Raw genomic sequence first — 20759 nt, 5'->3', positions numbered from 1 at the left:
CCTTGTCCTTCTGGCGGTGTGTGCGTCGGTCTTTCAACGCCGGTTCTGCCGACAAGGTTCACCTGGTCGGAAAAAGTTGCAGGACCGGTCACGCCGGGCCACCGTAGTCTGGCTTTCGTTCTTATTCTCCTTCATGCTGTCGCGGCAGGCATCGAAAGCAGAACGAAAGGCACCAGATGTTTCTTACGTCCCGGCAGTCGGAGATCGTCGAGCTGGCGAAGTCGCATGGTCGCGTTCTGGTGGAAGAGCTGGCGGGCCGGTTCGCGGTCTCGCCGCAGACGATCCGCAAGGACCTGAACGACCTTTGCGACCAGCGGCTGCTCAACCGCATCCATGGCGGTGCGACGTTTCCGAGCAGCACGGAAAACATGCAGTACGAGGCGCGCCGGCAGATTGCGGCACAGGAGAAGCAGGCGATCGGACTGGCCGCTGCCCGGCTGATCCCCAACAACGCCTCCCTCTTCATCAACATCGGCACCACGACGGAAGCCGTCGGCGAGGCTCTGGTCGATCATCACGAAATGATGGTGATCACCAACAACATCAATGTCGCCAATCGCTTGCGCCTTCTGCCCGCGATGGAGGTGGTGATCGCGGGCGGCGTCGTGCGCGCTTCCGACGGCGGCATCGTCGGCGAGGCCGCTGTCGATTTCATCCGCCAGTTCAAGGTCGATTTCGCCGTGATCGGCACCTCGGCCATCGATGCGGACGGCGCCCTGCTGGATTTCGATTTTCGCGAAGTGAAGGTGGCGCAGGCCATCATCGCCAATGCGCGCCACGTCATTCTGGTGGCGGATTCCACCAAGTTCGAGCGCACGGCGCCGGTGCGGATCGCCCAGATCTCGCAGGTCCACAGCTTCATCACCGATCACTGCCCGCTGCCGTCGTTCCGGCGGATCTGCGCCGACAACAATGTCGAGCTTATCGAAACCGACATGGCAGTTGATGACGCAGAAGCTTTCGTTTGACATTCATTTCATCTTCGGATCAACTCGCCAATGTTCCGGCATCGGATTTATCAATACCATCCGAAGCATGCGAGGTGACTGTGACTGAGCCCGACATCGACATTTTCGTCATCGGCGGCGGCATCAACGGATGCGGCATCGCGCGTGACGCTGCGGGACGGGGATACAGGGTTGCGCTGGCAGAGATGAACGACTTCGGCTCCGGCACCTCGTCCGGATCGACCAAGCTGATCCATGGCGGACTTCGCTATCTCGAACACTATGAATTCCGCCTCGTGAGAGAGGCGCTGATGGAGCGCGAAGTGCTCTGGGCGATGGCGCCGCACATCATCTGGCCGATGCGCTTCGTGCTGCCGTTCCAGAAGGGCGGCGTGCGCCCGGCATGGCTGATCCGCCTCGGCCTGTTTCTCTACGACCACCTCGGCGGCCGCAAGCTGCTGCCGCCGACAAAGAGCCTCGACATGCGGAGCGACCCGGCGGGCAAGCCGTTGAAGCCGATCTTCACCAAGGCCTTCGAGTATTCGGACGGCTGGGTGGACGATGCGCGCCTGGTGGTGCTGAACGCGCGCGACGCCGCCGGACGCGGCGCGCAGATCCTGGCGCGCACCAAGGTGATCCGGGCAGAACACCGCGACGGCTGCTGGTCGATCGAGCTCGAGGACACCCGCAGCGGCGCCCGCCGCACGGTGACGGCGCGCATGCTGGTGAATGCGGCCGGCCCCTGGGTGGATCAGGTTCTGTCGCGGGCGATGGGGCACAACGGCCGGGCGAAGGTCCGCCTGGTGCAGGGCAGCCATATCGTCGTGAAGAAGAAGTTCGACGACCCGCGGGCCTATTTCTTCCAGAATCCGGACAACCGGATCATCTTTGCCATTCCCTACCAGCAGGACTACACGCTGATCGGCACCACCGATCGCGACTTCGGCAGCGATCCGACGAATATCCATATCAGCCAGGAAGAAACCGATTACCTCTGCTCTGCCGCCAGCGAATATTTCCGCGAGCCGGTCCGGCCGGAAGACATCGTCTGGACCTATTCCGCCGTGCGCCCCCTGTACGACGATGGCGCTTCGAAGGCGCAGGAGGCGACGCGCGACTACGTGCTGAAGACGGACGAGACCGAAGGGGCACCGCTGCTCAACGTCTTCGGCGGCAAGCTGACCACCTATCGCCGGCTTGCCGAACACGCGCTGGAGAAGATCGGCGACGCCATCGGCGTCAAGGGAAGCCCCTGGACCGCCGGCAGCCACCTGCCGGGCGGCGATTTTCCGCCCACCGGCTACGAGGCGCTTGTCGCCCGGCTTCTGGGGCGTTTTCCATTTCTCATGGATGCCCATGCCCGGCGCCTGGTCCGCGCCTATGGCACCGACACCTTCGAGATGCTGGCGGGCGCCGCATCGCCGGCTGATCTGGGCGCTCTCTTCGGCGGCGATCTCTATGCCCGCGAGGTCGACTGGCTGATTGCCCGCGAATGGGCCCATGGGGCAGACGATATTCTGTGGCGCAGGACGAAACAGGGCCTGCGCCTTACGACAGATCAAGCACATGCACTGGAGGAGTACATGGCGGCTATCCCAGCGAGGTCGGTGGGATAGCGCATGTGGTCCCCGCGGAGGAGGAGGCCCGGGAACCTGAATGCTGGAATTGCGAAACATCGAAAAGCTTGTCGGGGAGGAGCATCACATCCACCCCACCAGCCTCGTGCTTGAACGGGGAACGTTGAACGTCCTTCTGGGACCGACGCTTTCCGGCAAGACGTCGCTGATGCGGCTGATGGCGGGGCTCGACGTGCCGACCGCCGGCTCCATCCATTTCGATGGCCAGGACGTCACCGGCGTCCGGGTGCAGGATCGCCATATCGCGATGGTCTACCAGCAGTTCATCAACTACCCGGCCATGACGGTCTACGAGAACATCGCGTCGCCGATGCGGGTTGCCGGCAAGGACAAGGCGACGATCGACCGGGAGGTGCGCAAGGCCGCAGAACTCCTGAAGCTGACGCCCTATCTCGACCGGACACCCCTCAACCTCTCCGGCGGGCAGCAGCAGCGGACGGCGCTCGCACGGGCGCTCGTCAAGAACGCCAGCCTCGTCCTCCTGGACGAGCCGTTGGCCAATCTCGACTACAAGCTGCGGGAAGAACTGCGCGAGGAGTTGCCGCGGATCTTCTCCCAGTCGGGCGCCGTCTTCGTCTATGCCACCACAGAACCGACGGAGGCACTGCTTCTGGGCGGCCGGACCGCAACGCTGAGCCAGGGGCGGGTGACGCAGTACGGCGAGACGATCGCGGTCTACCGGCGGCCGGCCGATCTGCTGACGGCGAAAACATTCGCCGATCCGCCGCTCAACACGATCGCAATGACGAAGACGGGGCACGGGCTTCACGTCGACGCGCAGCAGGCGATTCCGGTGCCGCCGCATCTCGTTTCAGTGCCGGATGGCCCGGTGACGATCGCCTTCCATCCGCATCACCTGTCGGTGCAACCGGTGTCTGACGCAGCCGCCCGGCTTTCCGTCCAGGCGCTGATCTCCGAGATCGCCGGCTCCGAGAGCTTCGTCCACATCGACTATCGCGGCAACCGCTGGGTGATGCTGCAGCACGGCGTGCACGAGGTCGAACCGGATACCATGATCGACGTCCATCTCGATACGCGCCACCTGATGGCGTTCGGCCACGACGGTCGGTCCCTCCATGCCATGACGGGAGATGCATGATGGCCCGGATCACGCTCGACCACATCCGTCATGCCTACGGGGCAAAGCCATCGGCGGACAAGGACTATGCGCTGAAGGAAGTGCATCACGAGTGGGACGACGGCGGCGCCTACGCGCTTCTGGGGCCATCCGGCTGCGGCAAGACCACCCTGCTCAACATCATCTCGGGCCTGCTCACGCCGTCGGAAGGAAAGATCCTCTTCGACGGCACCGACGTCACCCAGCTGCCGACCGAGAAGCGCAACATCGCGCAGGTCTTCCAGTTTCCGGTGATCTACGACACGATGACAGTCTACGACAACCTCGCCTTCCCGTTGCGCAACCGCAAACTGCCGGAGGCCGAGGTGGACAAGCGCGTGCGCGATATCCTGTCGATGATCGACCTTTCCGACTGGGCCGGCCGCAAGGCGCAGGGGTTGACCGCCGACCAGAAGCAGAAGATCTCGCTCGGCCGGGGGCTGGTGCGCAGCGACGTCAACGCGATTCTCTTCGACGAGCCGCTGACGGTGATCGACCCGCACATGAAGTGGGTGCTGCGCTCGCAGCTGAAGCGGCTTCACCGACGCTCCGGCTTCACTATGGTCTATGTGACCCACGACCAGACCGAGGCGCTCACCTTCGCCGACAAGGTGGTGGTCATGTACGAGGGCGAGATCGTCCAGATCGGCACGCCGGTGGAGCTCTTCGAGCGGCCACGCCATACCTTCGTCGGCTATTTCATCGGCTCGCCGGGCATGAACTTCCTGCCGGCAGCGCTTGCAGGCTCGATCATCACCGTGGGCCACCAGCAGATCGCGCTGGCGCACCGACCGGAGATCGCGCCGAATGCGAAGCTCGAGCTCGGCATCCGGCCGGAATTCGTGAAGCTGTCGCGGGAGGGGATGCCGATCTCGATCTCCAAGGTGGAGGACGTGGGCCGCCAGAAGATCGTGCGTGCCACCTTCCAGGGCCATCCGCTCTCCGCCGTCGTGCCGGAGGACACGGAGATCCCGGCCGACCCTCGCGTGGCGTTTGAGCCGGGCGCCCTCAACCTCTATGCCAATTCGTGGCGCGTCGAGACGGGAGCCCGACCATGAACAAGACATGGAACAACAAGGCCTGGTTCCTGGTGTTGCCGGTGCTGCTGCTCGTCGCGTTTTCCGCCATCATCCCGCTGATGACGGTGGTCAATTATTCGATGCAGGACACCTTCGGCAACAACCAGTTCTTCTGGGCGGGGACCGACTGGTTCACCGACGTCCTCCACTCCGACCGCTTCTGGAATGCTCTTGCCCGCAACCTGATCTTCTCCTTCGTGATCCTCGCCATCGAGATCCCGCTCGGCATCTTCGTGGCGCTGAACATGCCGAAGAAGGGCATCGGCGTGCCGGTCTGCCTGGTGCTGATGGCCCTGCCGTTGCTGATCCCGTGGAATGTGGTCGGCACCATCTGGCAGGTCTTCGGCCGCGTCGACATCGGCCTTCTCGGCCACTACCTGCGCGTCCTCGGGGTCGACTACAACTATACGCAGGACCCGGTCGATGCCTGGGCGACCGTCATCGTCATGGACGTCTGGCACTGGACAAGCCTCGTCGTGCTCCTGTGCTACGCCGGCCTGGTGTCAATCCCGGACGCCTACTACCAGGCGGCCAAGATCGATGGCGCCTCGCGCTGGTCGGTGTTCCGCTACATCCAGCTGCCGAAGATGAAGCGGGTGCTGCTGATCGCCGTGCTGCTGCGCTTCATGGACAGTTTCATGATCTACACGGAGCCCTTCGTCGTCACCGGCGGCGGGCCGGGCAATTCGACGACCTTCCTGTCGATCGATCTGGTGAAGATGGCAGTCGGCCAGTTCGACCTGGGCCCGGCGGCGGCGATGTCGATCATCTACTTCCTGATCATCCTGCTCCTGTCATGGGTCTTCTACACCGTGATGACGAGCCAGGACGCGAAAGGCTAGGGGGCGACCATGAGCACGTCAGACACCAACAGAAGCTGGTCCTGGGTCATCCCGACCCTCTACATCCTGTTCCTGATCGTGCCGATCTACTGGCTGGTCAACATGAGCTTCAAGAGCAATTCGGAGATCCTCGGGAACTTCTCGCTCTGGCCGCAAAGCCCGACGATCCGCAACTACATGGTGATCTTCACCGATCCGTCCTGGTACAATGGCTACATCAACTCGATCCTCTACGTGGTGATGAACACGGTGATCTCGGTGACTGCCGCGCTGCCGGCTGCCTATGCCTTTTCCCGCTACCGGTTCCTCGGCGACAAGCATCTGTTCTTCTGGCTGCTGACCAACCGCATGGCGCCGCCGGCGGTCTTTGCCCTGCCGTTCTTCCAGCTCTATTCCGCCTTCGGCCTCATCGACACGCATATCGCGGTTGCCATCGCCCACTGCCTCTTCAACGTGCCGCTGGCGGTGTGGATCCTGGAGGGCTTCATGTCGGGCGTGCCGAAGGAGATCGACGAGACGGCCTATATCGACGGCTATTCCTTCCCGCGGTTCTTCGTGAAGATCTTCATGCCGCTGATCGCGTCCGGCATCGGCGTTGCCGCCTTCTTCTGCTTCATGTTCTCGTGGGTGGAACTGCTGATCGCGCGGACGCTGACCACCACGGACGCAAAACCGATTGCGGCGACGATGACCCGTACCGTCTCTGCCTCGGGCATGGACTGGGGCGTGCTGGCGGCTGCCGGCGTGCTGACGATCATTCCGGGAGCGCTCGTCATCTATTTCGTCCGCAACTACATTGCCAAGGGCTTTGCCCTGGGGAGGGTCTGATGGCCGCCATATCCAGACGCAGCCGCCGCTGGCCCATCGCGCTGGCCTGCATCCTGGCGATCTACGGCGCAGCCGCCGGTTCGCTCGCCCTTTCCCTGCCGGTCGAGGACGGCGCACGCGACTGGTTTGCGCCGCTTTCCCCGGGTGGCTGGATGGCATGGTCCTTCCCTTCGGCGATGTTCTTCCTGACGATCCTGGCGCTCCTCTGCCTGATGGCGGTCTGGGAATATGCCCGGCCGGGCGGCCACCCGAGGGTCGGCATCCTCGGGTTCGAGACAACCCGCGGCGACCGGCTCTTCATTTCGCTGCTGGGATCGGCCTTTATCAATCTCGCATGGCTGGGGCTGATCGGCTCCAGCCTGTGGTGGTCTCTTGCGCTCAGCCTGATCTACGCGTTCGCGGTGTTCAGGACCGTCTGAGGCAAGTCGATGGGGTGCCTCGCGGCATCTCGTGAATTCGTGCAATCGCAACCTGGGAGGATGATATGCGACGGCATCTTATGACGACAACGGCAGCTGTGCTGCTGGCGATGACCGGCAGTGCCTTTGCCGGAATGGAGGAGGCAAAACAGTTCCTCGACGCGGAGATCGGCGACATGTCGGTCCTGTCCCGCGCCGAGCAGGAACAGGAAATGCAATGGTTCATGGACGCGGCGCAGCCTTTCGCCGGCATGGACATCAAGGTGGTGTCGGAGACGATCACGACCCACGAGTATGAATCGAAGGTGCTGGCGCCGGCGTTTACGGCCATCACCGGCATCAAGATCACCCACGATCTGATCGGCGAAGGCGATGTCGTCGAGAAGCTGCAGACGCAGATGCAGTCGGGCGAGAACATCTACGACGCCTATGTCAACGACAGCGACCTGATCGGCACCCACTGGCGCTACCAGCAGGCCCGCTCGCTGACCGACTGGATGGCCAACGAAGGCAAGGACGTCACCAATCCGGGCCTGGATCTCGAGGACTTCATCGGCCTGAAGTTCACGACCGCGCCGGACGGCGACCTCTACCAGCTGCCGGACCAGCAGTTCGCCAACCTCTACTGGTTCCGGTACGACTGGTTCAACGACGAGAAGAACCAGGCGGACTTCAAGGAGAAGTACGGCTACGACCTTGGCGTGCCGGTCAACTGGTCGGCCTATGAGGACATCGCCGAGTTCTTCACCGGCCGTGAGATCGACGGCAAGAAGGTCTATGGCCACATGGACTACGGCAAGAAGGACCCGTCGCTCGGCTGGCGCTTCACCGATGCCTGGCTTTCGATGGCCGGCAACGGCGACAAGGGCCTTCCGAACGGTCTTCCCGTCGACGAATGGGGCATCAAGGTCGACGAGAACTCGCGGCCCGTCGGCTCCTGCGTTGCACGCGGCGGCGACACGAACGGACCGGCCGCCGTCTATTCGATCCAGAAATACCTGGACTGGATGAAGGCCTATGCGCCGGCTGCCGCTCAGGGCATGACCTTCTCGGAGTCCGGACCCGTGCCGGCCCAGGGCGAGATTGCCCAGCAGATGTTCATGTACACGGCGTTTACCGCCGACATGGTCAAGGACGGCCTGCCGGTGGTCAACGAGGACGGGACGCCGAAGTGGCGGTTCGCGCCGTCTCCGCATGGCGTCTACTGGAAGGACGGCATGAAGCTCGGCTATCAGGACGTGGGTTCGTGGACGCTCTTGAAGTCGACGCCCGACGACCGCGCGAAGGCGGCCTGGCTCTACGCCCAGTTCGTTACCTCCAAGACCGTAGACGTGAAGAAAAGCCATGTGGGGCTGACGCTCATTCGCGAAAGCACCATCCAGCATGACAGCTTCACCGAACGTGCGCCGAAGCTGGGCGGCCTGATCGAGTTCTATCGCTCGCCGGCCCGCGTCCAGTGGTCGCCGACCGGTACCAATGTCCCCGACTATCCGAAGCTGGCACAGCTCTGGTGGCAGGCCATCGGCGATGCGGCTTCCGGTGCCAAGACCCCGCAGGAGGCGATGGATTCGCTGTGCGAAGAGCAGGAGAAGGTGCTTGAACGTCTCGAACGCGCCGGCGTTCAGGGCGAGATGGGACCGAAACTCGCCGAGGAGCACGACATCGAGTACTGGAATGCAGAAGCCGTGAAGGCCGGCAATCTCGCGCCTCAGCTGAAGATCGAGAACGAGAAGGAAAAGCCGATTACGGTCAATTACGACGAGCTGGTGAAGAGCTGGCAGACAAACTAGGCCAATCGAGGAGGGGGCTGGGCCTCAGCCCCCTCTTCCCCGCATGACTGACCCGCGATCCAGCCATCTTCGCAATCACAACCTGAATGTCAGAGGCGGGCCGGCCAACAGCCAGTTCACAACTGCTGCTGCTGCGACGCCCGCTCCAGAGCCTCGACACGCATCCTCTGTCCTGTTGCCCAGGACCGCGCAAACTGCTCGTGCTCAAAGCTCTTTTCGGTAATTTCGCCATCTTCACGAATGCGGACGATGAACTTGTCATCCTCTCGGACAATCCATACGGAACTTCGCTCCATCACGCTACTCCGTACCCGGCTCTTGAGGTCTTTGGCCATCAAGAGCGCCTTCCATCAGTCAAGCTTAATGTACCGCCAGCCTCTGCATAGTGTGATTTCTTGCACTTTGAGGAACCGTCCGGCACCGTACGAAAAATGTCGAGGATCATCCAAGGTCGCGACAGGGATTGGGCGCGGAGGGCGGTGGCCTTGCGGTGGCGGCAGCAGATTGTAGCTATGGAGATGACCGAGCGGAGAGGCATCAATTGTCTTGCCATTGCATCGAAACATGATAACTCGCTTCAGGTTAAAGGAGCCGGCCATCGAGACCGTATGGCAGTTGGCTCCCAACGCCATGGAGATGCCGGCTGTCATGACACGCTTTGTCGCGATGCCTCCTCATGCAGGCAGAAACCCTATTCTTCCATACGCGGGCGGACTGCGGCATTGAGCTATCAACATTCAATGACCTGCCATATGGACGGCATCCGTGCACTTGCTCCGGCAAAGTGGCGTGGGCTCGACGGGCTGATGAGCGTGTTCTGGGACGCGGAAGGCCAGGCCGGCGCCCATGCCTACTACCTGTCTCCGGATCCGCGTATCGTGATCTTCTTCAACGACGTCTCGTCGCAGATCCGCATGTCGAACCGGGAGAACGGTTTTGGACACCATGACCGCCCCATGACGCGGGCCGTCTATGTCCCTGCCGGCGTTCCCCTGTGGACGAAGTTCACCGCCGGGCACCGGTTCTCGCATCTGGACCTGCATCTGCACAAGGACCGGCTGCTGCGCTTCCTGTCGCCATCGGTCGGTACTTCTGCCGCCCGATCGGCGGTGCGGCGCCCGGTGGAGATCCAGGATATCTCGGCCATCGGCGCCCTGGCCAACCTGCTGGTCGGCGAGGTCTCGACCCCCTCGAAACACCCGGTCTATGCGGAAAGCCTCGTCGGCAGCATCGTGACCGGCCTGCTCGACATTCCCGAGCAGGACGGCGAGCAGGCGAGCGGCCGGCTGACACAGGCGCAGATCAACAAGCTGATCGCCCGCTTCAACGGCCAGGGCGATTGCCGCCTCAGCGTAGCCGAAATGGCCGAGACGGTCGGCCTGTCCGAGAGCTGGTTTGCGCATGTCTTCAAGCAGACGACGGGAAAGACGCCGCTGCAATGGCAGCTCGGACGGCGCATCGAGCTGGCGCAGCAACTCCTGCTGGAGAGCGGCCTGACCGTGGCCAGCATCGCCGCCCAACTGGGTTTTTCCGATCAGGCGCATCTGACGAAAGCCTTCCGGCAGATTGCCGGAGACACGCCTGCCGCCTGGCGCCGCCTCCAACTCCTCCGCTGATCGGTCTTAGACTGGTCCCACCCGGAGAGGCTCCGGGTGGGACCAGTTGCTTTACCAGGTCTGGCGCAGCGTCGCGTAGATGGCGCGGCCGGGGTTGTAGTATACGCCGCCACTGTCCTGGCTGGCGACATGCTTCTCGTCGAAGAGATTGCTGGCGTTCAGCTGGAAGGTCGTGTTCTCCTGGATCTTGTAGCTGAAGGACGCATCAAACACGACGGCGCTTTCCGAGGAGATCGTGTTGGTGATGTTGGTGAAGTAGGAGTCCGTGTAGCGCGCTCCGAGCCCGAAGGTCATGTCTCCACGGGCACCCTCGCCTGCCAAGGTATAGGTGCCCCAGAGCGACGCCACATGCTTTGGAACCCGCATCAGGCGGTTGCCGTCGTTTGTGCCACCCGGCTCTTCGATCTTGGAGTCGATGTAGGTGTAGGCGGCAATGACTTCGATGTTGTCCGTCACCTCGGCCTTCGCCTCAAGCTCGATGCCCCGATGCCGAACCTCTTCAACGGTCTGCGGCAGATAGGTGACGCTGTCGTAGACGGTGATGTTGCCCTTCGTCAGATCGTAAATGGAGGCGGTGAACAGGGCGGGGAAGGCATCCGGACGGTATTTGATGCCGGCTTCATATTGCTTGCCGGTCGTCGGTTCGCTCCCGATGCTGGGAGGTGCGGCGGATTCGGCGTAGCTGGCAAAAGCGGCCAGTTCTTCGGTGAACTTGTAGCTCAGGCCGAAGCGACCGGTGAACTCGCTGTGATCATCAGCGCGCGTGACACCGGTGAAGAGGTTCGTCTCGCTCAGATCAAGCCAGTCGTTGCGCAGGCCCGCACTGACGGTCAATCTGTCGGAGAAGGTCAGATCCTGCTGCAGATAGATTGCGTTGGTCTTCTGGTCGTTCGACGTTCCGGAATTCGGAGCCGTCGAGGCAGGTCCGCCGGAATAGACCGGGTTAACCCAGTTGATGGACGGAGCGGCCGGATTGTAGAGACCGTAATTGACCGACTTGAAATCGCTATAATCGACGCCAACGAGCGTGCGACTCTCGACGTTATTGAAGTTGGTCTCATAAATCAGGTTGGCGTCAATTGCGAACTGCTCGGTCGACTTGTCGCTGCCGAAGAAATAGCGGTCGGCGATGTTCGAGCCATCCGTGCGTGTCCTGGAGAGATAGGCACTGCCGAAAGCATCATCGGAATTGGTGTAGCGGGCATTGGAACCGAAGGTCAGGCCATTGCCGAAATCATGGTCGAACATGACGCTGTAGGTGTTGCGGTTGGTCGAGCGGAAATAGTAATCCGGCTCGCCGAAAAAGCGGTCGCGATCGAAGTCCGTGCCGAGCGGCTGCCCGCCGCTGCCGGGAACGCCGTCCATGTTGAGGTGATCGAAGACGAAGGAGAGGCTCGTCACATCCGTCGGGCGCCACGTCAGGCCGCCCATGATGAACTTCTTGTCGTCCTCCGAATAGTCATACTCCCCGTCCGCCCCCTGGAGCTTGCCTGTGAGGCGATAGGAGAGCGTGTCATCCTCGGTGATGTTGTCGCCGAAATCCAGACCGACTTCCTTGTGGTTGTATGATCCGCCGGTGCCATAGACTTCGCCGAACCGTTCGCTCTTCGGCAGCTTGGTGACGTAGTTCACCGAGCCGCCGGGTTCGGCAGCTCCGAAGCCCGCCGAGCTTGCACCCTTCAGCACTTCGATGCGCTCGAAGGCAAAGGGCTCTTCGCGGGTTCCGCCAAAGGTGCGGCCGATCGCCAGACCGTCGCGGTAGGTGTAGGGCGTGAAACCACGGATGTCGAAGTAGTCGTAGCGGTCATCCGAGCCGTAGAAGTCGGTCACCACGCCGGCGGTGTATTGCACGACCTGCTCGATGCTCTCGGCGCCACGGTCCTGGATCTCCTTCGAGGTGATGACGGAGACCGAGGCAGGGGCGACGAGGATGTCGGTCGGCAGTTTGCCGACGCCCGTCGTCCTCTTGGCAACGACGGATCGTGCATCATCATCGGCACCGGTGCCTTCGACGACGATCGTTTCGAGGACGGTCGCGCCATCGGCGTCCTGCGCCGACGAATGGATCGGAGCGAAGGCGACGAGGGCCGTGCAGCCCAGAAGCAGTGCCGTCCTGTACCCGAGGGGAGCGCGCCTGGTGTTGCCGTCAGTTGTGTCGATGTGCATGGATCCGGTTCCAAAATTGCTGTTGCTGTTGCCGGCCGACCGCAGGAGCGCCGGCATCGCCTTAAGAGTGATTGCGGGTCCATCGGCAGAAACCGCCCCTTGCCGGCAAATCGGATTGGCATCCGGCTTGCCGTGCGGAAGGATTGGCTGAATTGACGTCCCCTAGCCTCCCTACATAACTTGAGGATTTATATCCAGTATTGTAAAATCCATCGTTCTTGTAGGAATCCATGGAAACTTCGCCCCCTGCGGCGACGGGGCCCTCCGAGCCGACTTGACGCCGACCGGTGAACCTGAGACGTGAGGTCCACTTTTAATCATGGAGATTTCGCCGATGCTGCGGTTCTTCCGTTTCGCCGTGCCGATGGTCGCCACCTGCTTCTCCCTGATCGTCGCCAGTGACGTTCGGGCCGATGAGGCGACCCGCTATCCCATCACCATCCCGCATGCGCTCGGCACCACGACCATCGCCAGGAAGCCCGAGCGCGTGGCCACGGTGGCCTGGGCCAACCATGAGGTTCCTCTGGCGCTCGGGATCGTTCCCGTCGGCATGGCTGCGGCCAATTTCGGCGACGATGACGGGGACGGACTGCTGCCCTGGGTGGCCGAGAAGCTGGCGGCGCTTGGCGGCGAGACGCCGGTGCTCTTCGACGAGGGAGACGGGATCGATTTCGAGGCGGTGGCCGCCACCAACCCCGACGTGATCCTCGCCTCCTATTCCGGCCTCAGCCAGTCCGACTACGATACGCTGAGCCAGATCGCTCCGGTGGTGGCCTATCCGCAATCGCCCTGGGCGACGGATTGGCGCGAGATGATCCGCCTCAACAGCGCCGGGCTCGGCATGGCTGCCGAGGGCAACAAGCTGATCGCCGACATCGAGGCCGAGATTGCCCAGGTCGTTGCCGGCTATCCCGAACTTCAAGGCAAGTCGGCGATGTTCGTTACCCATCTGGACGCAACCGATCTCAGCACGGTCAACTTCTATACGATGGACGACACCCGAGTGCGGTTCTTTACCGACCTGGGCCTGACTTCGCCGAAAAGCGTCGTCGAGGCCTCAACGACCGGTCGCTTCTCGGGCTCCATCAGCGCCGAGCGAGTCGACGCCTTCGACGACGTCGACATCCTCGTGACCTATGGCACCCAAGACCTGCTTGATGCCATGAAAGGCAACCCGCTGATGTCGCGGATGCCGGCCGTGGCGCATGATGCGGTCGTCATGCTGGGCCGCAATCCGCTCGGCACCGCCGCGAACCCGACCCCGCTGTCGATTTCCTGGGTGCTGAAGGACTATGTGGCGCTGCTGGCAAATGCCACCCGGAAGACCGAATGAGGGTTGACGGCGTACAGCGCGGTGGCCCGGCCTCCTATCGCGCGCCCTCGCGCAGCGGCCGGACCCTCTGGCTCGGCGCGCTGATTGTGTTGCTGGCCATACTGTGTGTGCTGTCGGTCGCCGTCGGGACGCGGACGGTGGCCTGGCCGGATATTATGGCGGCGCTCGGCGGCCAGGTCGACAGCATCGGTCAGGCGGCCGTCGCCGTGCGCATTCCACGTACGCTGCTGGCCCTGCTTGCGGGAGCGGCACTCGGGCTGGCCGGGGCGATCATGCAGGGGGTGACGCGCAATCCGCTCGCCGATCCGGGCATTCTGGGCGTCAACATGGGCGCGTCGCTGGCTGTCGTCATCGGCGTCGCCTGGTTCAGCATCGCCTCGGCCCAGGCCTATATCTGGATCGCCATCCTAGGCGCCGGTGTCACCGCCGTCTTCGTCTATACCATCGGCTCGCTGGGGCGCGGCGGGGCAACGCCCCTGAAGCTGGCGCTGGCCGGCGCCGCCACCTCGGTCGCCTTCTCCTCGCTGGTGATCGCCGTGGTTCTGCCGCGCAACGATATCGCCGGAGGCATCCGATCCTGGCAGATCGGCGGCATCGGCGGCGCGACCTTCGAGCGCATCGGATATGTGGTGCCGTTTCTCGCCGTCGGCTTCGCCATCAGCCTGCTTTCCGCCCGCAGGCTGAATTCGCTGGCGCTGGGCGACGAGTTGGCGGTCGGGCTGGGCGAGCGGGTTGCGGTGGCGCGCGCTACAGCGGCGCTGGGGGCGATCCTGCTGTCGGGCGCGACCACCGCCATCTGCGGCCCGATCGGCTTCGTCGGTCTGGTCGTGCCGCATGTCTGCCGCCTGCTGGTGGGGGTCGATCATCGCTGGCTGCTGCCGTTTTCCGCGCTCGGCGGCGCCTGCCTGCTCGTGATTGCCGATATCGTCGGGCGGATCATCGCGCGCCCGGGCGAGCTCGACGTCGGCATCGTCACGGCGCTTGTGGGGGCGCCTTTCTTCATCTGGATCGTCCGACGCCAGCGGGTGCGGGAGCTGTGACCATGCTGCTGTCTCCTGCCACCGATCTGGTCCTCCACCATCGCCGCCACCGGGCGCGGCGGCACCGTCTCGTCATCGTGGTTCTCGTCACCCTCGTCGCTGCAACCTTCGCCCTGACCCTCTCGCTCGGCCAATCCTTTACGCCGCCGGGAGACGTGCTGCGCGTGCTGCTGGGAGACGACGTCGCCGGTGCGACCTTCACAGTCGGGCAGTTGCGGTTGCCGCGGGCCGTGCTCGCGGTGCTGGCGGGTTTAAGTTTCGGGCTGGGCGGTGTCGCCTTCCAGATCATGCTGCGCAATCCGCTTGCCAGTCCCGACATCATCGGGATCAGTTCGGGTGCGAGCGCGGCGGCGGTGTTTGCCATCGTCGTTCTGTCGCTGAGCGGGCCGATCGTGTCGATCATCGCCGTTATCGCCGGGTTGACCATCGCACTGCTGGTCTACGGCCTGTCGTTTTCGAACGGCATGGCCGGGACGCGGCTGATTCTCGTGGGGATCGGCGTTTCGGCCATGCTGGAAAGCGTCATCGCCTATATTCTTTCCCAGGCGCCCGCCTGGAGCCTGCAGGAGGCGATGCGCTGGCTGACCGGCAGCGTCAACGGGGCCCAACTCGACAAGTCCCTGCCGCTTCTTCTGGGTCTTCTCGTCTTCGGAACGCTGCTCATCAGCCGCGGTCGCGACCTCGAGGCGCTGAGGCTCGGCGACGACACCGCCGCCGGTCTCGGCGTGCGGGTTGCAAGGGCACGGGTCATCGTCATCGTCGCGGCCGTCGGCCTGATCGCCTCGGCGACGGCGGTCACGGGGCCGATCGCCTTTGTCGCGTTCCTGTCCGGACCGATCGCTGCCCGCCTCATCGGCAGCAACGGCTCCCTCCTCTTATCTTCGGCGCTGGTGGGAGCGACGCTGGTGCTGGTGGGAGATTACGCCGGCCAGTTCCTGCTGCCCGGGCGCTATCCGGTCGGCGTCATCACCGGCGCACTGGGGGCGCCCTACCTGATTTTCCTGATCGTCCGCGTCAACCGGGCCGGAGGTTCGCTTTGACCCGTCACTCCCTTACCGTCAGCCAGCTTGCCGCCGGCTACGACGGCCCCGCCATCTTCAGCGATCTCGACCTTGCCATTCCCCCCGGCCAGATCACCGTCATCGTCGGTGCCAATGCCTGCGGCAAGTCCACGCTGCTGCGTGCCATGTCGCGGCTTCTCACGCCGCGCCAGGGGCATGTGCTGCTCGACGGAAAATCGATCCACCGGACGCCGCCGAAGGAACTTGCACGGACGCTCGGCCTGCTGCCGCAGTCGCCGGTTGCCCCGGAGGGCATCACGGTGGCTGACCTCGTCGGTCGTGGCCGGCACCCTCACCAGGGGATGTTCTCGCGCTGGACGCGCCAGGACGACGAGGCGGTGGCTGCGGCATTGACGGCGACCAAGACGCTCGAGCTTGCCGAACGCCCCGTGGACGAGCTGTCGGGCGGACAACGCCAGCGGGTCTGGATCGCCATGGCCTTGGCGCAGCAGACGCAGATCCTGCTTCTCGACGAGCCGACCACCTTTCTCGACATCAGCCATCAGATCGAGGTGCTGGACCTGCTGATCGACCTCAACAGGACCCAGGACACCACGATCGTCATGGTGCTGCACGATCTCAATCTGGCCGCTCGTTACGCCGACCATCTCGTTGCCATGGCCGGCGGGCGGCTGCACATCTGCGGTCGCCCGGAGGAGGTTCTGAGCGAACAGACGGTTCGCGAGGTCTTCGGGCTGGAGAGCCGCATCATCACCGACCCGACTTCCGGCCGCCCGATCATGCTTCCGATCGGCCGGCATCGGATGGCAACAGGCGACGTCGAACCGGCCTCATGATCATACCCGCACCAAAGCCATGCCTCTCTTGCCGCACCCGAAATTTCCAGAAGGATGACCGCCCATGAACGCAATCCAGGAATTCAAGCTCTCGGGCATTGCCCTCCCGAAGGACGCCGGGAGCATGCTCGACGAGATCTGCGAGCACTTCGTCGAACATTCCGAAGTGCAGCGCACTGGCAACCGGGTGCTGCTGAAGAGCGACACCGGCACGGCGGGTATTCGCGAGCACGACGGCAGGCTGCTGATCGAGCTTTCGTGCCCGACGGAAGAGACGCTCAACGTCAGCCGCAACGTGATCGCCGAGCACCTGTTCTACTTCAGCGGAGACGATCCGCTGGAGCTGACCTGGTCGGAGCCCGCGCCGCTGGGGCAGCTCCCGAACATTCACGAGGTCACGGTCGTTTCGGCCGAGGATGTGACGCCGAGGATGCGCCGCGTGACCTTTGCCTGTAACGACCTTTCACCCTTTCTCGGCGGCGACATGCATGTGCGTCTGCTGGTGCCGCCGAAGGGCCGGACGCCGGTCTGGCCTGGGCTGCGCGACGATGGCCGCGTCAAATGGCCGGAGGGCGAGGACGCGATTCTGGTGCGGATCTACACCATCCGCGGCATCGATCTGGCGCGCGGGCAGCTGTGGATCGACTTCGTGCAGCATCCGGAGCCCGGCGTTTCGACGCCCGGCGCCGATTTTGCCCGGGATGCGCAGCCGGGAGAGAGAGTGGCACTGCTGGGACCCGGCGGCGGCGACCTGCCCGTGGCGACCTCCCTGCTTCTGGCCGGCGACGAGAGCGCGCTTCCAGCCATCGCCCGTATTGCCGCCGAGATGCCGGCCGGCACTCGCATGAAGGCGATCATCGAAGTGCAGGACGCGGCGGAAGAGCAGCCGCTTCCCGCGGCCGGTTCGCTGGAAGTGCAGTGGCTGCACCGGAAGGGCTATGCCGCCGGCGCCGAGCACGTGCTGGCGGAAGCGATCAAGACCGCTGCCGCTTCGCTCGACGAGGAGGCCTATGTCTGGGTGGCCTGCGAGAAGGAGGACGTCCGCTCCATCCGCAGCTTCCTCAAGAGCCGTGGGCACAGCCGGAAGCGGATGTATGCCGCCTGGTACTGGGAGCGTGGCGTTTCGGGGGCCTAAGAGGCGGGACCGTCCGGTCTCCGGGCGCGGACCTAAGGGCGGCATGTCCTGCGACGGCCAGCGGAAATTGGCATTCGCCTCATCCGCCGGCCGTTACCCAGACGTCACATCAGCCAGTTCGGCAGGAACAGAACGATCTGCGGGAACAGGATCATCACGACGACGAGCAGCAGAACGGCCGCCGCCAGCGGGATCATCTCGACGGTGTATTCCTTGTAGGAACAGCGCAGGATGCCGCAGACCGTGAACATGGACACGCCGACCGGCGGGGTCATGCCTCCGAACGTGACGAGCGTCATCATGATCAGTCCGAAATGCACCGGATCGATCCCGGCGGCCATGATCACCGGCACCAGAATAGGCGTCAGAAGCATGACGAGAACCGTTGCTTCGACAAGCATTCCGAGCGCCAGAAGGAAGCCGCTGATGACGAAGAGCAGCACCGTCGGATCGGTGATCGTCGTCAGCGAGAATTCGGCGATGCTCTGCGGGACCCGCTCGAAGGTGATGACGTAGCCGAAGGCGCCTGAGAAGAGGATGATCAGCATGATCATGCCGATGTCGCGCACACTGCGCACCAGCGCATCGATGAGGGCGCGAATGGTGAGTTCCCGGTAGATCACGAAGCCGATGAACAGCGCATAGGCGACCGCGAAAGCGCCGGCCTCGGACGGTGTGAAAAAGCCGAAGCGGATACCGACCAGCAGCCAGACAGGGAAAAGGACGGCCCAGAAGCTCCGCTTGAAATCCCTCCAGACCTCGCGCAGCGCCGGCGGCCGGTCATTCTCGGGCTGGTATCCGCGACGGGCGGAAATCCACCAGGTTGCCGCCATGAGCAGCACCGTCAGGAGCACGCCGGGCACGATGCCGGCAATGAACAGGCGTCCGATCGAGACTTCACCCAGATAGCCGTAAAGGATGAGACCAAGGCTTGGCGGAAGGGTGGCCGTGATCAGGCCGCCGATGGAGAGCACCGCTGCGGTAAAGCCGCGATGGTATCCCTTGGCGACCATCGGCTCCCCCAGAATGCGGGCCTGCATCGCCGCATCCGCGACGGCGGACCCGGAAACGCCACCCATCAGGGCGCTAAGGATCAGCGTGCTCTGCGCCAGCCCGCCCCGCATCCAGCCGGCGAGCGTCGTCGCCAGCGACACCAGCCGGGAGGTGATCCCGGCGCTGTTCATCAGATTGCCGAGCAGAATGAACAATGGGACCGACAGAAGCGGAAACGACTGACTTGAAGCCACGATTCGCTGCACCGCAGTGCTGTCGGGCAGGAAGACGGAGGGCAGCAGGAAATAGGCGGAGCCGGCAATCCCGATGGCGAATGCGACCGGCATTCCCAGAGCGATGAAGGCGAGCGCGCCGATCAGTACGAAAGTCGAGATCACAGAGGATACTCCTCGGGTGCATCGGGATCAAAGAGTCCCAGCCAGCCCTTTTCAACAATGCGACGCAGGGTGGAAATGATCATCAGCGACGCCCCTATCGGCAAGGCCAAGGTGACGACGCCATAGCTGAGACCGGATCCGCCGAGCTCGCGCGACCAATTGCCTGCAGCCAGATGGAAGCCGTGCCAGGCAACCCAGGCGAGGAAGATGAGGATCAATACCCCGGAGAAAATCGACAGCGCCTTGCGGCCCCTGGCCGATGCCATGTCGAACATCGCCGAGACCCGGATATGCTCCCCCTGCCGCATGCAGAGATCGGCCCCAAACATGCAGGTCCAGATCAGGAACAGCTGGGCGAACTGCGGCGCCGAGGTCAGCGGCAGGCCGATACTGCGACCGACGGCCGCGACGAGCACCGCGACAACCGTTGCGGTCAGAAAGAGCAGGGTGACGACAAGCTCGACCCTGTCGTACAGACGCCACATCATTTTCCATTCCCTTGCATCAACAAAGATAGTTTTCCGCAGGCGGGTGCGTGTGGCCCGCCTGCGGATGTCTTGAACCTGTGCTTACTGCGCCTTCGGCAGGTAGGGCTCCAGCGCCTTGCGCGCCTCGACAAGCCCGACCTCTTCGTAGACCTTGGCCGTGGCTTCGCGGAACGGCGCCAGATCGACCTCGTTGAAGGTCACGCCGGCCGCTTCCATCATCGTCTGAACTTCTGCGAGCTTGTCAGCGGTCATACGGGTGGCTTCTTCACCAGCCGACTTCAGCTCTTCGCTGATGATGGTGCGGATGTCTTCGGGAAGAGCGGACCACCACTGTTCGGAGGTCGCCAGACCCGTGAAGAGCTGGATGTGGTTGGTGAGGGCGACATTGGTCGTTACCTCATGCAACTTAATACCGGCGGCACCTGTCAACTGCGCCTCAGCGCCGTCGATGGCCCCGAGCTGCAGCGCGGAATAGACCTCTGACCAGGCCATGGGAGCCGCGGTTGCGCCCATCGCCGACACGGTCGCGATCCAGCTCGGCGCGTCGATCGTGCGAACACGAACGCCGTTCAGATCCGCCGGCTTTTCGATCAGCTTCTTGGTGAACATCTGACGGGTTCCCTGGAACCAGTTGTAGTTCAGGAGCCGCAGTCCGGCGTCGTCGGCAAGCGTCTCGACCCACTCCTGGTACACCGGGGACTCGGTGATGGACGCATACTGCGTATAATCGTCGACCAGGTAAGGCGCGGCGAGAATGCCGAGTTCCGCCATAAAGGGTGCCAGACGACCGGCATCGACGAGAACGGCGATCGGCGCGCCGCTGCGGATCTGCTCCAGAACGTCGTTGTCTTCGCCCAGCTGCGAGCTGGGGTAGATGGTGACGTCGATACGGCCTTCCGAGCGCTCTTCGATGCGCTTTTCGGCGCCCTGCATGGCGATAACGAGCGGATCCGTCACCGGCTGCGAGGTCGAAAGGCTGAACTGGAACTCCTGCGCGAACACCGGTCCGGACAGGAGCGTGAGAGCGCCTGCGAGTACTGTTGTGTGTTTCAGAAAGTTCATCATGTGGTTTC

At 63.4% G+C, this 20759-nt stretch carries 19 protein-coding genes; 14 read left to right on the top strand and 5 right to left on the bottom strand.

The genetic code is table 11. The annotated features are described in order from the left end of the window. Nucleotides 1-176 precede the first annotated feature (176 nt). The 8 genes from M1E10_RS08330 to M1E10_RS08295 all read left to right on the top strand — a co-directional run bounded on the left by M1E10_RS08330 (nucleotide 177) and on the right by M1E10_RS08295 (nucleotide 8659). On the top strand, nucleotides 177-968 hold the full coding sequence (locus M1E10_RS08330) for a DeoR/GlpR family DNA-binding transcription regulator (protein ID WP_499175891.1): 792 nt from the start codon (nucleotides 177-179) through the stop codon (nucleotides 966-968). An 80-nt stretch (nucleotides 969-1048) separates the two neighbouring features. Further along, a complete protein-coding gene (gene glpD / locus M1E10_RS08325) occupies nucleotides 1049-2563 on the top strand; it encodes a glycerol-3-phosphate dehydrogenase (protein WP_499175890.1) in 1515 nt (504 codons plus the stop codon). A gap of 40 nt (nucleotides 2564-2603) precedes the next feature. Continuing rightward, nucleotides 2604-3683: an ABC transporter ATP-binding protein gene (locus M1E10_RS08320; protein ID WP_499175889.1), complete on the top strand. Its 1080-nt coding sequence runs from the start codon at nucleotides 2604-2606 to the stop codon at nucleotides 3681-3683. After that, nucleotides 3683-4759 carry an ABC transporter ATP-binding protein gene (locus M1E10_RS08315; RefSeq protein WP_499175888.1) on the top strand — a complete coding sequence of 359 codons (1077 nt, stop codon included), beginning with the start codon at nucleotides 3683-3685 and terminating at the stop codon, nucleotides 4757-4759. Before M1E10_RS08320 ends, M1E10_RS08315 begins: the two co-directional genes overlap by 1 nt. Then, nucleotides 4756-5622 carry a carbohydrate ABC transporter permease gene (locus M1E10_RS08310; protein WP_499175887.1) on the top strand — a complete coding sequence of 289 codons (867 nt, stop codon included), beginning with the start codon at nucleotides 4756-4758 and terminating at the stop codon, nucleotides 5620-5622. The genes M1E10_RS08315 and M1E10_RS08310 overlap by 4 nt, the downstream gene beginning before the upstream one ends. A gap of 9 nt (nucleotides 5623-5631) precedes the next feature. Continuing rightward, nucleotides 5632-6450 carry a carbohydrate ABC transporter permease gene (locus M1E10_RS08305; protein ID WP_499175886.1) on the top strand — a complete coding sequence of 273 codons (819 nt, stop codon included), beginning with the start codon at nucleotides 5632-5634 and terminating at the stop codon, nucleotides 6448-6450. Continuing rightward, entirely contained in the window at nucleotides 6450-6869 is a 420-nt protein-coding gene (locus tag M1E10_RS08300; protein ID WP_499175885.1) for a DUF2160 domain-containing protein, read from the top strand. The genes M1E10_RS08305 and M1E10_RS08300 overlap by 1 nt, the downstream gene beginning before the upstream one ends. 65 nt (nucleotides 6870-6934) lie before the next feature. Further along, the gene (locus tag M1E10_RS08295; protein WP_499175884.1) at nucleotides 6935-8659 is read left to right on the top strand and encodes an ABC transporter substrate-binding protein; all 1725 of its coding nucleotides are present in this window, start codon (nucleotides 6935-6937) and stop codon (nucleotides 8657-8659) included. Nucleotides 8660-8775: 116 nt separating this feature from the next. On the opposite strand, the gene M1E10_RS08290 is transcribed toward M1E10_RS08295, so the two are convergent. Continuing rightward, nucleotides 8776-8994 carry a hypothetical protein gene (locus M1E10_RS08290; RefSeq protein ID WP_499175883.1) on the bottom strand — a complete coding sequence of 73 codons (219 nt, stop codon included), beginning with the start codon at nucleotides 8992-8994 and terminating at the stop codon, nucleotides 8776-8778. Nucleotides 8995-9381: 387 nt separating this feature from the next. Here M1E10_RS08290 and M1E10_RS08285 point away from each other — a divergent pair, with 387 nt between their 5' ends. Next, nucleotides 9382-10275: a helix-turn-helix domain-containing protein gene (locus M1E10_RS08285; RefSeq protein ID WP_499175881.1), complete on the top strand. Its 894-nt coding sequence runs from the start codon at nucleotides 9382-9384 to the stop codon at nucleotides 10273-10275. Between the two features lie 51 nt (nucleotides 10276-10326). Here the strand turns inward: M1E10_RS08285 and M1E10_RS08280 are convergent, their stop codons facing one another. Beyond that, entirely contained in the window at nucleotides 10327-12441 is a 2115-nt protein-coding gene (locus tag M1E10_RS08280; RefSeq protein WP_499175880.1) for a TonB-dependent siderophore receptor, read from the bottom strand. A 364-nt stretch (nucleotides 12442-12805) separates the two neighbouring features. Between M1E10_RS08280 and M1E10_RS08275 the strand changes: the two genes are divergently transcribed. The 5 genes from M1E10_RS08275 to M1E10_RS08255 all read left to right on the top strand — a co-directional run bounded on the left by M1E10_RS08275 (nucleotide 12806) and on the right by M1E10_RS08255 (nucleotide 17807). Beyond that, the gene (locus M1E10_RS08275) at nucleotides 12806-13774 is read left to right on the top strand and encodes an iron-siderophore ABC transporter substrate-binding protein (protein WP_499177123.1); all 969 of its coding nucleotides are present in this window, start codon (nucleotides 12806-12808) and stop codon (nucleotides 13772-13774) included. Further along, entirely contained in the window at nucleotides 13771-14814 is a 1044-nt protein-coding gene (locus M1E10_RS08270; RefSeq protein WP_499175879.1) for a FecCD family ABC transporter permease, read from the top strand. Before M1E10_RS08275 ends, M1E10_RS08270 begins: the two co-directional genes overlap by 4 nt. 2 nt (nucleotides 14815-14816) lie before the next feature. Continuing rightward, entirely contained in the window at nucleotides 14817-15854 is a 1038-nt protein-coding gene (locus tag M1E10_RS08265; RefSeq protein ID WP_499175878.1) for a FecCD family ABC transporter permease, read from the top strand. After that, nucleotides 15851-16672, top strand: a complete 822-nt coding sequence (locus M1E10_RS08260) for an ABC transporter ATP-binding protein (RefSeq protein WP_499175877.1) — start codon at nucleotides 15851-15853, stop codon at nucleotides 16670-16672. The genes M1E10_RS08265 and M1E10_RS08260 overlap by 4 nt, the downstream gene beginning before the upstream one ends. A 64-nt stretch (nucleotides 16673-16736) precedes the next feature. Beyond that, a complete protein-coding gene (locus tag M1E10_RS08255; protein ID WP_499175876.1) occupies nucleotides 16737-17807 on the top strand; it encodes a DUF2218 domain-containing protein in 1071 nt (356 codons plus the stop codon). Nucleotides 17808-17911: 104 nt separating this feature from the next. Here the strand turns inward: M1E10_RS08255 and M1E10_RS08250 are convergent, their stop codons facing one another. The 3 genes from M1E10_RS08250 to M1E10_RS08240 all read right to left on the bottom strand — a co-directional run bounded on the left by M1E10_RS08250 (nucleotide 17912) and on the right by M1E10_RS08240 (nucleotide 20748). Continuing rightward, entirely contained in the window at nucleotides 17912-19198 is a 1287-nt protein-coding gene (locus M1E10_RS08250; protein WP_499175875.1) for a TRAP transporter large permease, read from the bottom strand. After that, on the bottom strand, nucleotides 19195-19686 hold the full coding sequence (locus M1E10_RS08245) for a TRAP transporter small permease (RefSeq protein ID WP_499175874.1): 492 nt from the start codon (nucleotides 19684-19686) through the stop codon (nucleotides 19195-19197). The genes M1E10_RS08250 and M1E10_RS08245 overlap by 4 nt, the downstream gene beginning before the upstream one ends. Nucleotides 19687-19767: 81 nt before the next feature. Further along, entirely contained in the window at nucleotides 19768-20748 is a 981-nt protein-coding gene (locus M1E10_RS08240; protein WP_499175872.1) for a C4-dicarboxylate TRAP transporter substrate-binding protein, read from the bottom strand. Nucleotides 20749-20759 lie beyond the last annotated feature (11 nt).

The organism is Rhizobium sp. PK7-22 (genome assembly GCF_056530405.1).
This window is presented reverse-complemented; position numbering and strand designations above follow the sequence as displayed.